We start from the raw sequence: 12,927 nt of genomic DNA, 5'->3' as shown, positions 1-12,927 counted from the left end.
TCGATGCTACGCCTGGATTCGGACCGAGGTCCGCGAGGGGGCCGACGCCTGATTCGACGCTCGGGTCGACGGGGCTGCGACGACGTCGGCGAACCGTCCGGCGACGTCGTGCGTCGACTCGGCGATCAACGCGCACAGCAGGATTCGCGTCTGTGCCGGGCTCGTCTCGCCGGCGGACACCGCGCCCGCGGCGACCAAGTCGGCGCCGCCACCCCCGCCGCCGTAGGTGGTGACGACGCCACCGGACGGCACGCGAGTGGAGAGGGCGACGACGATGCCGGCGTCGACGGCCCGTCGTACCGCGGCGACGACGTCGGCGTTGGCGTTGCCGGCGCCCATGGCCTCCAGCACGATTCCCGCCGCGCCGTGATGCCGGGCCGCGTCGATCATGACGCCGTCGACCCCGGGATACAAGGCGACGACGTCGACACGAATACCCGCGATCGGGTTGCGCCTCAGCGTGATTCGGGACTCCGTCCGTGCGGCGGGCACTCCGGCGTACGCGTCGAGTTCGGTGGTGTGCGCTTTGCGGACGCCCCGAGCGCACAGGACCCGCGGACCGAACGCGACCAGCACGCCCTGTCCGCGGCGGTCCGGGTCGGCCGCGACCGCGACGGCGAGTTCGGCGTTGTGCGGTCCGTCCCCGTCGGGGTGGTCGGCGGTGCGCTGGGCGCCGGTGAAGACGACCGGGCGCGGGTCGTCGTGCACGAGGTCGACCAGCATGGCCGTCTCCTCGAGCGTGTCCGTGCCGTGCAGGACCACGACGCCGGTGACGTCGGGCCGCAGGGCTCGCTCGACGGCGGCCGACACGGTGTCGAGGTCGGTGTGGGACATCGCGGCGGAGTCGACACGCAGGACGTCGACGACCGTGACGCGCACGCCGAGCCGAGCCGCGATGGCGTCGAGATCCACGGCGACCTTGCCGGGCGTGCTGACGCCGTCGTCACCCACTCGACTCGCGATGGTCCCGCCGGTGGTCAGGACGACCACCGACGGGACGGACGCGAGGAGGGACGCCGTCATCGAGCGACCGCGCCGCCGCGGCCGTCGGCACGCTCGCGGGCGAGCTGCTCGATGCGCGGCTTGGCCACGCGCCATCCGACGGCGAGGGCGGGAACGATGAGCAGCAGCGACGCCAGCGTGTAGGTGCCGACGGGGTAGTCGAAGCCCATGAGGACGACGACGACCGCGAGGAAGACGAGGGTGGCGATGCCCGTGTAGGGGGCGCCGAAGAGACGGAACGACGGCCGGGTCAGGACACCCTCCTTGGACAGCTGCCACAGCTTGAGCTGGCAGAGCACGATCATGGCCCATGCGCTGACGATGCCGAGGGCGGCGAGGTTGAGCACGATCTCGAACGCCTGCTCGGGGACGACCGCGTTGAGTGCGACTCCGAGCAGCGTCACGACGGACGTCAGCAGAATTCCACCGTAGGGGACGCCGGACTTGGTCATGCGCATGGCGAACTGCGGCGCGCTGCCCGCGGCGGCCATGGAGCGCAGAATGCGGCCGGTGGAGTAGAGGCCGGCGTTGAGCGACGACAGCGCGGCGGTGAGCACGATGAGGTTCATCGCGGTGTCGGCGCCCTCGACGCCGATCGAGCCGAAGAACGTCACGAAGGGGCTCTCCCCGGCGCGGTAGGCGGAGTACGGCAGCAGCAGGGCGAGCAGGGTGACCGAGCCGATGTAGAACACCGCGATGCGGATGATGACGGTGTTGATGGCCTTGGGGATCACCTTCTCGGGGTTCGGCGTCTCGCCTGCGGCGGTGCCGACCAGTTCGATCGAGGCGTAGGCGAAGACGACACCCTGGATGATGACGACGGCGGGCAGCAGGCCGTTGGGGATCAGGCCGCCGTTGTCGGCGATCATCGACAGTCCCTGCTCCTGGTTCGGGGTGCCGGCGATCAGCAGGTAGAGGCCGACGCAGAGGAATGCGACCAGGGCCAGAACCTTGATCAGGGCGAACCAGAATTCCAGCTCACCGAAGACCTTGACGGACACCAGGTTCAGCGAGAGCACGACCACCAGGGCGATCAGTGCCCAGATCCATTGCGGGACCGCGGCGATCGGTGCGGAGTACTTGCCGAAGAACTGCATGTAGAGCGCGACGGCGGTCACGTCGACCACCGCGGTCATGGACCAGTTGAGCCAGTAGAGCCAGCCGGTGACGAAAGCCGCCTTCTCGCCGAAGAATTCGCGCGCGTAGGAGACGAAGGACCCCGAGGTGGGACGGTGGAGGACCAACTCGCCCAGCGCCCGCAGGATCAGGAAGGCGAAGAAGCCGCAGGTGGCGTAGGCGAACACCAGCGCCGGTCCGGCCCCGGCCAGACGGCCGCCGGCGCCCATGAACAGGCCGGTGCCGATGGCGCCGCCGATGGCGATCATCTGGACCTGACGGGTCTTCAGGCCCTTGTGGTAGCCCTGGTTCTCGACCGCGTGGAGCGTCGCGTCGGCGCCCCGGTGGTCGGTGGTGGGAGTGGTCATGCTGCGTCCTCGGTGGGTGCGGGAGAGCTCGGGTGGCGGGGGGTCGGGTGGAGTGGACCGAGCGGGTCGGTCAGCTCTGCAGGTTGGCCAGGTGTTCCGGGCGGAGCAGCAGCTCGAGGCGATCTGCGGTGAGCAGGCCCCGTTCGAGCACGAGCTCCGCGACGCCGCGGTCGGTGTCGAGCGCTTCCTTGGCGATCTCGGTGGCCGCCTGGTAACCGATGTGCGGGTTGAGCGCGGTGACCAGACCGATGGAGTGTTCGACGTCGGACCGCAGGTGCGCCGCGTGGGCGGTGATGCCCACGACGCACCGGTCGGCGAGGGTTCGGCAGGCGGCGCCGAGATGCGTCATGCCGGAGGTGAGCGATTCCATGATGATGGGTTCGAACGCGTTCAGCTGGAGCTGACCGGCCTCGGCCGCCATGGTGACGGTGACGTCCTGTCCGATCACCTGGAAAGCGACCTGGTTCAGCACCTCCGGGATGACCGGGTTCACCTTGCCGGGCATGATCGACGATCCGGCCTGCACGGCGGGCAGGTCGATCTCGCCGAAGCCGGCGCGCGGGCCGGAGGACAGCAGGCGCAGGTCGTTGCACACCTTGGACAGCTTGACCGCGCAGCGCTTGAGCACGCCCGAGAGATGGACGAACTGGCCGACGTCCTGCGTGGCCTCGACCAGGTCGGTCGCGCTGACGAGGGGGAGGCCGGTGACCTCGCGGAGGTGGCGCACGGCGGCGTCGCGGTAACCCGGCGCGGCGTTGAGCCCGGTGCCGATGGCGGTCGCGCCGAGGTTGATCTCGTGGACCAGCAGCGAGGCTTCCTCGAGCCGGGCGCGGTCCTCCTCGATCATCACCGCGAAGGTGCCGAATTCCTGGCCGAGCGTCATGGGCACCGCGTCCTGCAACTGCGTTCGCCCCATCTTGACGACGGTGCGGAACTCCTCGGCCTTGGCGCGGAACGTCTTCTGCAGGTGGTGCATCGACTCGGACAGCACCCCGACGGCCATGATGGTCGCGATGTTGCACGCGGTGGGGTAGACGTCGTTGGTCGACTGCCCGAGGTTGACGTGCTCGTTGGGGTGCAGGTACCGGTACTCGCCGGGGCGGTGGCCGAGCAGCACCAGAGCGCGATTGGCGATGACCTCGTTGGCGTTCATGTTGGTCGAGGTGCCGGCGCCGCCCTGGATGACGTCGACGACGAACTGGTCGTGCCACTGCCCGTCGAGGATCTCCCGGCAGGCGGCGAGGATCGCGTCCGCGCGCTCGGGGTCGAGCAGGCCGAGGTCGCGGTTCGCCGCAGCGGCGGCGTACTTGACCGCGGCGAGGGCGCGGACGAGGGCGGGGTTGCTCGAGATGGGCCGACCGGTGATGGGGAAGTTCTCGGTGGCGCGCAGGGTGTGGATGCCCCAGAGCACGTCGGCGGGCACCTCGCGGTCTCCCAGCAGGTCGTGCTCGATGCGGGTGGCGGCCACGTCGGTCTCCTCGGGTCGGTGTAGCTGTGGCGGTTTGTGGTGTCCGGCTGTCTGACAGGTTGAGTGTGGCGCACCACACACGACGTGTCAACGGTGGATTTCTCGATCGCGTTCGATCTGTGTCCATCGCGGGTCCGCGCCGCGTGTCGGCGGGTCGGGTTACGGTCGCGGGCACGCGGCTCGAACGGGTCGCACGGTGGGTGTCCTTCGCGGGTCGTCCACGACGCGTCGGACGGGAGAGACGAGTGCTGGAGATTCATCGCGCCGAGCGCTCCGACACTCTGGCCGACGCCCTGGCGCACCTGCTGCGCACGCCGCTCGCGGATCCGTTCACCACCGAGATCGTCGCCGTGCCGGCCAAGGGTGTGGAGCGGTGGCTGCATCAGCGACTGTCCGGCGTCCTCGGCGTCGGCTCCGAGCGGATGGCCGACGGCATCGCCGCCGGCATCGAGTTCCCCTCGCCGAGTCGGCTCGTGGACGACGTCGTGTCCACCGTCGGCGGGATCGATCCCGCCGACGATCCGTGGGCGGCGGACGCCGCGGTGTGGGCGACGCTGCGGACCATCGACGAGTGCACGGCCGAGCCGTGGTGCGCCGTGCTCGCCGCCAGCATCGGCGCCGCTGCCGAGTTCGACGAGTCCGACGGTGCGGACGAGCATCGGCGCGGGCGCCGTTGGTCCACCGCTGCCCGGGTGTCGGGGTTGGTTCGCACCTACGCCGCGCAGCGGCCCGCCATGCTCCGGGACTGGGCCGCCGGGGTCGACTCCGACGGGGCGGGCGGCGACCTGCCGGACGACCTCCGATGGGAGGCCGAGCTGTTCCGCCGTCTGCGAGGCCGGCTCGGCCCGCACCCGGCGGAGCGGTGGGAAACGGTCTGCGCGCAGCTCCGGCAGGAGCCCGGCCTGCTCTCGCTGCCCGAGCGGGTGTCGGTGTTCGGGCCGACCCGACTGAGCACCGCGCAGCGAGACGTCCTGCACGCGCTCGCCGCACACCGGGCGGTCCACCTCTGGTTGCCGCATCCCTCACCGGCTCTGTGGGACGCGGCCTCGACCATCGCGCCCGGGAGTCGGCGCCGACAGGTCGACCGCGCTCTGTCCGGCGGACACCCCCTGCTGGTGAGTCTGGCGCGGGACGTCCGCGAACTCCGCCCGCTCGTCGGCCCGATGGCCGATTCGGACGAGTACCTGACCCCCGAGCCCGATTCCGCCGGCGACACCGTGTTGCGGCGACTGCAGCGTGACGTCGTCGCCGATCGTGCGCCGTCGCCGGAGGTCGGGGTCGAGTTCGACGGCAGCGTCGAGGTCCACGCGTGCCACGGCGCGGCCCGCCAGGTCGACGTTCTCCGGGACGCGTTGCTCCACGCCTTCCGGGACGACCCGACCCTCGAACCGCGGGACGTTCTCGTCATGTGCCCGGACGTCGAGACCTTCGCGCCGTTGATCCGCGCGGCGTTCGGCGGTACCGCGGCCGCGGCTCCGGGGGTCCGGCGGGTGCCCGGTCACCCCGCGCACACGCTCCGTGTCCGGCTGGCCGATCGAGGCCTGCGGCGCACCAACCCGGTCCTCGAGGTCGTCGCCACGATGATCGAGTTGGGCACCGCGCGCGTGACGGCGACGCAGATGCTCGACGTCGCCGCCCTCTCGGCCGTCCGCACGCGGTTCCGATTCACCGACGACGACCTCGAGCGCCTGCGGGAGTGGACGCGGGAGTCGGGCGCACGGTGGGGAATCGACACCGTGCAGCGGTCGGCGTTCGGGCTTCGCGACTTCGAGCAGAACACCTTCTCGGCGGCGCTCGACCGCCTGCTGCTGGGGGCGGCCGCCGACGAGTCCACCGGCGAATGGTTGGGGCTCGCGCTGCCGGTCGACGACGTCGACGGCGCCGACCTCGACCTGGTGGGTCGGTTCGCCGAACTGGTCGACCGCGTGTCGAAGGTGCTCCACGGGCTGCGCGGCGAACGTCCCGCCACGGAGTGGCGCGATCATCTGGTGCTCGCGATGGACCTGCTGGCCGACGTGCGTCCCAGCGACGACTGGATCCGCGCGGACGCCGGTCGCGAGATCTCCGCGGCCTTCGAGGGTGCGGGCGACGTGCCGCTGCGGTCCGCCGACGTGCGCGCCCTTCTGGACGAGCGATTCGCCGGCCGTCCCACGCGGTCGAACTTCCGCACCGGCGAACTGACCGTCTGCACCATGGTGCCCATGCGATCGGTGCCTCACCGCGTGGTCGCGTTGCTCGGTCTGGACGACGACGTCTTTCCCCGCGTGGGCCACGTCGACGGTGACGACGTGCTCGCGCGGGACCCCGTCGTCGGGGAACGGGACGTGCGGAGCGAGGACCGGCAGCTGCTGCTCGACGCGGTGATGGCGGCCACCGATCGGCTGCTGCTGTTCTACACCGGCGCGAACCCGACCACCGGTGTGGTCGAGCCGCCGGCCATTCCGCTCGCCGACGTGATCGACGCGGTCACGGCGACGGCCGGACGATCGCCCGTCGTCCGACACCCCCTGCAGCCGTTCGATCCGTCGTCGTTCGCGGCGGCGGCCCCGCGCAGCTTCGATCCGGCCGCCCTCGCCGGGGCGCGAGCGTTGCAGCGTCCGCCCGCGCCGGCACCTCCGTTCCTGGCCGAGCCGCTGCCGCCCGCCCCGGCGGAGGACGTCGACCTGACCGATCTGCTCGCGTTCGTGCGCAACCCGATCGGGGCGTTCCTGCGGCAGCGTCTGCAGGTGCGGGCGGACATCACCGAGGACGAGATCGAGGACGCCCTCGCGGTGCAGCTGGCGCCGCTGGCGAAGTGGGCGCTGGGCGACCGCATGCTCACCCAGATGTTGTCGGGCGTCGACGCCGCGCGGATCCGCGCGGCCGAGTGGCGTCGTGGCTCCCTGCCCCCGCATCACCAGGGGCGTCGTGAACTCGAGGACGTCGAGTTCGTCGTCGGGGAGGTGTACCGCGCCGCGGCGCCCGTCCACGTCGGTGTTCCCGACACCCTCGACGTCGCCGTCGACCTCGGGGAGGGACGCCGACTGACGGGCAGCGTTCCCGGTGTCCACGGCACCACCGTCGCGCGCGCTCGCTTCTCGACGCTGAGTGCCGTGCATCGGCTGGAAGCCTGGGTGCATCTGGTGGCGCTGACCGCGCAGGACCCGTCGCGCGGGTGGACGGCGGTGACCACCGGCCGCACCTCGAACCGGGCGCTCCGTCAGGTACTCCGCACCCCGGACGCGGCGACGGACGTCCTGCGCGATCTCATCGATCTGCGGGACCGAGGACTGCGGGAACCCTTGCCGCTGACCACGAAGGCCGGCTGCCTGTACGCCGACCGGGTGACCAACGGGGTCCGCGAGGACGCGGCGTTGGAGGCCGCGGAACGTGAGTTCGGGGGGTTCGGCGACGGCTCCGACGCCGCCGTGCGTCTGGTCCACGGGCCGACGGTCGCCTTCCGAGACATCACCGCCGAGACCCCGCGGGACGAGGAACGGGCCTGGTCGCCGGACCCCACCCGGTTCGGGGTGCTGGCCCGTCGACTCTGGGCGCCACTGTTGGCTCACGAGACCCTGGAGCGTCAGTGACCGAGAGAGTCGGAACGCCAGTGACCGAAAGAGCTGGAGAAATAGTGACCGAGAGTGCTGGCGCGTCAGTGAATTCGTTCGACCTGACCGGACCGCTTCCGTTCGGAACGACGGTCCTCGAAGCGAGCGCAGGGACGGGCAAGACGTACGCGATCGTCGGCCTCGCTGCGCGGTACGTCGCCGAGGGGATCGCCGAGATCTCGGACATCCTGCTGGTGACGTTCAGCAAGTTCGCGACCCGTGAGCTTCGCGAGCGCACCCGCGCCCGGTTCACCGAGCTCGCCGCGGCACTGGCGGATCCGGACGCAGCGCGCGCATCCGGGGACGAGCTCGCGGCCCACCTCGCGTCGACAGCCGATGCGGACGTCGTCGTACGTCGCCACCGTCTGCTGCGTGCGTTGTCGGAGTTCGACGCCGGCACCATCGCCACCACACACAGCTTCTGCCAGCGCATGCTCGACGGTCTCGGTGTCGCCGGTGAACCGGAGCCCGGGTCGGTGTTCGTCGAGTCCGTCGACGACATCGTGGTCGACGTCGTCGACGACGCCTACCTCCGGCGCTACAGCCGACTGTCCGAGACGCCGCCGGTCCCGCCCAAGGACGCGCGCGCCGTCGGGCGGGCGGCCGTGGCGGATCGTCGGGCGACCCTCGGCCCCGAAGCGCCGGAGGGCACCACCGCGGGGGACCGCGTCGCCCTGGCCCGCGAGGTGCGGGACGAGACCGAGCGCCGCAAGAGGCTCGCAGGCATCCGCGATTACGACGATCTGCTGGGTCTCCTGCACGACGTTCTGGTCCACCCGGAGCACGGCGAGGCGGCCTGCCGGCGCATTCGCGACCGGTTCCCCGTGGTGCTCGTGGACGAGTTCCAGGACACCGATCCGCTGCAGTGGGAGATCCTGCGGCGCACGTTCCACGGTCACGGCGGCGTCCTCGTGCTGGTCGGCGACCCGAAGCAGGCCATCTACGCGTTCCGCGGCGCCGAGGTCACCAGTTACCTCGACGCGGTCGGCGTCGCCGACCACCGACTCGCACTGACCACCAATCGGCGCAGCGACGAGGACGTGGTGCGCTCGCTGGCTCACCTGTACGAGGGCGCGGCGCTCGGCGCCGACGAGATCGTCGTGACGGACGTGTCGGCGGCGCACCGGACGCGCCGATTGGTGGGTCCGCCGGGGACGGCCGATCCGATGCGGCTGCGCGTCCTGCCGCGCACGGGGTGCGGACCGCTGGGGCGGTCGGGATTCCCGTCGGCACCGCGCATCCGGGAACGGATCGCCCGTGACGTCGCCGAGCAGATCGTCACGCTGCTGACCAGCGGTGTCACGGTGGAGGGAGCGCCGGTGGGTCCGGGTGACGTCGCGGTGTTGGTGCGGACCAAGAGCCAGGCGGAGACGGTGCGCTCCGCGCTCGACGCCGCGGCGGTGCCGTCGGTGCTCACCGGCGGTGCCGACGTGTTCGGTACGCCCGCCGCGGCCGAGTGGCTCCGTGTGCTCGAGGCGGTGGAGCAGCCGCACCGGGCCGACGTCGTGCGCCGCGCGGCACTGACTCCTCTGCTCGGATGGACGGCGGCGCGGCTGGACGCCGAGGGCGACGCGGCCACGTCCGAGCTCAGCGCCCGGTTCCGCGAGCTGGCGTCGTTGGCCGAGCGCGTCGGCTTCGCGGCGATGGTCGAATCTCTCACCGGCACCACGGAATTCCTTTCTCGCGTCCTCGGTCGTGAGCGGGGTGAACGCGAGTCGACCGACCTGACCCACGTCGCCCAGCTGCTCGACCGCGAGTTCCCGGGAGCGGGTCACGGGATCGCGTCACTGACTCGATGGCTCGCCGACCGCGTCGCCGATCCCACCCTGGGAACGGCGTCGGACCGGAGTCGTCGACTCGACAGCGATGCCGACGCGGTGCAGGTTGCCACCGTGCATTCGGCCAAGGGCCTCGAGTACCCGGTGGTCTTCGTGCCGTTCGCGTGGGCCGCGACCGGGGCTTTCGATCTCCAGACGCTGCTCTACCACGAGGACGGACGACGCATCCTCGACGTCGGCGGCGACAGCGCGCCCGGGTACGCCGCACGGCGCCGGCTGCACGACGACGAGGCGGCGGGGGAGGAATTGCGCCTGCTCTACGTCGCGCTGACCCGCGCTCGCAGCCAGGTCGTGGTCTGGTGGGCGCCCTCGGCCATCACCCGAACGGGTCCGCTGCACCGGTTGCTGTTCGGTCGGCTGCCCGGGGTCGCCGCGCCGGAACGTGCGTGTCGCGTCCCGTCCGACGACGCCGCGCTGACCCAGTTGTTCGCGTGGGCCGACGGCCGGGTGAGCGTCGAGGCCGTCGGGGCCCCCGCGACATCGCGACTCGACCCGCGGGGCGGAGCCGGTACTCCGGAGCCGCTCGCCGCAGCGGTGTTCGATCGCACGCTCGATCACGCGTGGCATCGCACCTCGTACACCGCCCTGACCGCCGGAGCGCACCAGGCGCACGGTCCGACCACCGACGCGGAGGTGGACGAGTCGGAGGATCCCGGCGTGGTCGACGAGCCGGCGGGACCTGCCGTCGTCGCCGAGACCGGGTCCGCCGAGGGGTCCGCGCTGGCGTCGCCGATGAACGGACTGCCGGCGGGCGCGGCGTTCGGCACGCTGGTGCACGACGTCCTGGAGTTCGTCGACACCTCGGCGCCGGACCTCGATGCCGAACTCGACGCACGATGTCGGGACGCGGCGTCGCGGCTCGGGGCCGACCTCGACCCCGCGCACCTGGCCCGCGCACTCGGTGCAGTGCTGCGGACCCCGCTCGGCTTCGGCACGCTCGCCGAGGTCGGTCCGGCGGATCGACTGTCGGAGTTGGACTTCGAACTCCCGCTCGGCGGTGGTGATCGCGCCGACCGCCGGTGCGCCTCGGTGCACGACATCGCCGACCTGGTGACGCGGCATCTCCCGGCGGACGACGTCCTCGGCGAGTATCCGAGCCACCTGCGTCGCCTCGACGATCGGGAGTTGCGCGGATACCTCACCGGCAGTATCGATTCCGTGATCCGGGTCCATGGAGCCGAGCGCGGCGAGCCGAGCTTCGTCGTCGTCGACTACAAGACCAACCGGATCGTGGCGGGTGATCTCACCGTCGATCACTTCACCACCGAGGCGATGGCGACGGAGATGATCTCGGCGCACTACCCGCTGCAGGCTCTGCTGTATTCGGTGGCGCTGCACAGATTCCTGCGGTGGCGACTGCCCGGCTATCGGCCCGAGGTCCATCTCGGCGGTGTGCAGTACCACTTCGTGCGGGGAATGGCGGGTCCGGAGACCCCGCCGGGTCGGGGCGTGTTCGCGTGGCGCCCGTCGGCCGATCTGGTGACGGACCTCTCGGATCTGGTGTCGGGAGGAGCCGCATGATCGACCGGGACCGCTACCCGGCGTCGGTCGCGCAACGCGGCAAGGGTCTGCTCCGCGACTTCGACGAGGCGGGCGTGCTCACCGCCGCCGACGTCCACGTGGCCCTGCGGCTGGGCAAGCTCGGCGGCGAGTCCGACGAGGCCGCACTGTTCGCCGTGGCGCTCGCCGTTCGGGCCGTCCGCGCCGGATCGGTGTGCCTCGACATGACCCGACTGCGCGACGTCACGGCGGACGAGGACGTGGACCTCGACGCGCTGCCCTGGCCGGACGATGCCGCCGTGCTGGACGCCGTTCGTCGCAGTCCGCTGGTCCTCGGGAGCGAGGCCGGACCGCTCCGGCCCATCCTGCTGATCGACACCGCCGACGGTCCTCTGCTCTACCTCCAGCGGTACTACCTGCAGGAACGCACCATTCGTGACGTCCTCGCGGACCGCGCGCGCAGCGCACCGGACGTCGACGTCGACGCGGTGGCGGCGGCGCTCGACCGGTACTTCCCCGGCAGCGAGCCGCCCGATCGGCAACGAATCGCCGCGGCCGTGGCCGCCACCGCGTGGACGACGGTGATCGCCGGTGGTCCCGGTACCGGAAAGACGCACACCGTGGCGCGCATCCTCGCGCTGCTGCAGTCCCTGTACGAGCCGCACCTGCGTCTCGGTCTCGCCGCGCCGACCGGAAAGGCGGCGGCGCGATTGCGCGAGTCCGTCGAGACCCAGAGCGAGGAGCTGGGTCTGCGGAACGTGCCCGGCGCGATGACGGTGCATCGACTCCTGGGGTGGCGTCCCGGCCGCAGCCGGTTCCGACACGATGCCCACAACCGCCTGCCCTACGACGTCGTCGTCGTCGACGAGACCTCGATGGTCTCCTCGACGATGATGAGCAGGCTGTTGGCCGCGATGCGGAGCGATGCCCGACTGATCCTGGTGGGCGACCCGGACCAACTCACCTCGGTCGATGCGGGTGCGGTGCTGGCCGACCTCGTCGCCCGTCCCGTGACGGGCCCGGTGCCGGACGCGGTGACGCGTCTGACCGCGCGCGACCTGGCCGACACACTGCCCGGGGCCGGGCCGGAACGCGCGCTCGGCACGCGCGAGCGCGAGCGACTGGCTGCGGGCATCGTGCGATTGAGTCGCGGTCGCCGGTTCGGCGGTGCCATCGCCGATCTCGCCGTGGCCGTTCGCGACGGTGACGCCGACACCGTGATCGACATTCTCCGCGCGCAGCCGCCGGGCATCGAGTTCCACCCCGATTCGGCCGCGGACGCGGTGGACCGGGACGTGGTCGCCACCGCGCGTTCGGTTCTCGCCGCGGCCGAGGTGGGTGACGCCGCCGCGGCGCTGGACGCGCTCGAGCGGCACCGCATCCTGTGTGCGCATCGCGAGGGCCCGTACGGCGTCCGGCACTGGTCCGCGCGGGCGGCCGAACGGATCGGGGCCGACCGCGGATCCTTCCTCGACGAGGACACCTGGTACGTGGGGCGCCCGCTGTTGATCACCGTGAACGATCACGACAACCGGGTCTACAACGGTGACACCGGGGTGGTGGTGAGCGACGGCGACGGCGGGGTACTCGCGGCCTTCGCCCGCGGCGACCGCCCACTCACCGTGCACCCCAGCCGCCTGTCCAGCGCCGTCAGCGTGCACGCCATGACCATTCATCGATCGCAGGGAAGTCAGTACGACACCGTGTCGGTGGTGCTTCCGGACGACAGGTCCTCGCTCCTCACCCGCGAATTGCTCTACACGGCGGTGACCCGTGCCCGGAAGGTCGTCCGCGTTCTCGGGTCGGAGGAGGCCGTGCGCAGCGGCGTGGGACGTCGAGTGCTCCGGGCCAGCGGACTCCGACGCGACCCGGGAACGCCCGTCGGGCGTGAGGCCTGAGGGGCGGTCTCGAGGTCCGGCGCCGCAGATGCGCGTGCGCTATATTCACCGCGTCCGCAGTCGGGGGGGACTGCGCCGAGAGCCGTGAACGGCGGCAGGGGGCGGTTGATGAGGTCGACGGTGGTCGCGGGGCTTGTTTCCCGCCCC

The 12,927-nt window shown here is 71.6% G+C and carries 6 protein-coding genes; 3 read left to right on the top strand and 3 right to left on the bottom strand.

Features of this window, described 5'->3' with window-relative positions:
- Positions 1 to 6: 6 nt before the first annotated feature.
- The 3 genes from BMZ18_RS14315 to BMZ18_RS14305 all read right to left on the bottom strand — a co-directional run bounded on the left by BMZ18_RS14315 (position 7) and on the right by BMZ18_RS14305 (position 3,954).
- Positions 7 to 1,023 carry an asparaginase gene (locus BMZ18_RS14315; RefSeq protein ID WP_068360957.1) on the bottom strand — a complete coding sequence of 339 codons (1,017 nt, stop codon included), beginning with the start codon at positions 1,021 to 1,023 and terminating at the stop codon, positions 7 to 9.
- Positions 1,020 to 2,486, bottom strand: coding sequence for an amino acid permease (locus BMZ18_RS14310; RefSeq protein WP_068360963.1), 1,467 nt, complete (start codon positions 2,484 to 2,486; stop codon positions 1,020 to 1,022). The genes BMZ18_RS14315 and BMZ18_RS14310 overlap by 4 nt, the downstream gene beginning before the upstream one ends.
- A gap of 70 nt (positions 2,487 to 2,556) precedes the next feature.
- The gene (locus tag BMZ18_RS14305; protein WP_068360966.1) at positions 2,557 to 3,954 is read right to left on the bottom strand and encodes an aspartate ammonia-lyase; all 1,398 of its coding nucleotides are present in this window, start codon (positions 3,952 to 3,954) and stop codon (positions 2,557 to 2,559) included.
- Between the two features lie 245 nt (positions 3,955 to 4,199).
- Between BMZ18_RS14305 and recC the strand changes: the two genes are divergently transcribed.
- The 3 genes from recC to recD all read left to right on the top strand — a co-directional run bounded on the left by recC (position 4,200) and on the right by recD (position 12,780).
- Positions 4,200 to 7,523 (top strand): exodeoxyribonuclease V subunit gamma, encoded by a 3,324-nt coding sequence (recC, locus tag BMZ18_RS14300; protein WP_068361068.1) that lies wholly within the window; start codon positions 4,200 to 4,202, stop codon positions 7,521 to 7,523.
- Between the two features lie 68 nt (positions 7,524 to 7,591).
- Positions 7,592 to 10,903 (top strand): UvrD-helicase domain-containing protein, encoded by a 3,312-nt coding sequence (locus tag BMZ18_RS14295; RefSeq protein WP_244516541.1) that lies wholly within the window; start codon positions 7,592 to 7,594, stop codon positions 10,901 to 10,903.
- Positions 10,900 to 12,780 carry an exodeoxyribonuclease V subunit alpha gene (recD, locus tag BMZ18_RS14290; RefSeq protein ID WP_068360971.1) on the top strand — a complete coding sequence of 627 codons (1,881 nt, stop codon included), beginning with the start codon at positions 10,900 to 10,902 and terminating at the stop codon, positions 12,778 to 12,780. The genes BMZ18_RS14295 and recD overlap by 4 nt, the downstream gene beginning before the upstream one ends.
- The last annotated feature ends 147 nt before the right edge of the window (positions 12,781 to 12,927 follow it).

Source organism: Rhodococcoides kroppenstedtii (assembly GCF_900111805.1).
GTDB lineage: Bacteria > Actinomycetota > Actinomycetes > Mycobacteriales > Mycobacteriaceae > Rhodococcoides > Rhodococcoides kroppenstedtii.
Note: the sequence above shows the minus strand (reverse complement) of the source record. Positions and strands in the feature narration are given on the sequence as shown.

Excerpts from the sequence above, each read along its gene's own strand:
- BMZ18_RS14315 (WP_068360957.1), bottom strand. The coding sequence starts at position 1,023 with ATGACGGCGTCCCTCCTCGCGTCCGTCCCGTCGGTGGTCGTCCTGACC.
- BMZ18_RS14310 (WP_068360963.1), bottom strand. The coding sequence starts at position 2,486 with ATGACCACTCCCACCACCGACCACCGGGGCGCCGACGCGACGCTCCAC.
- recD (WP_068360971.1), top strand. The coding sequence starts at position 10,900 with ATGATCGACCGGGACCGCTACCCGGCGTCGGTCGCGCAACGCGGCAAG.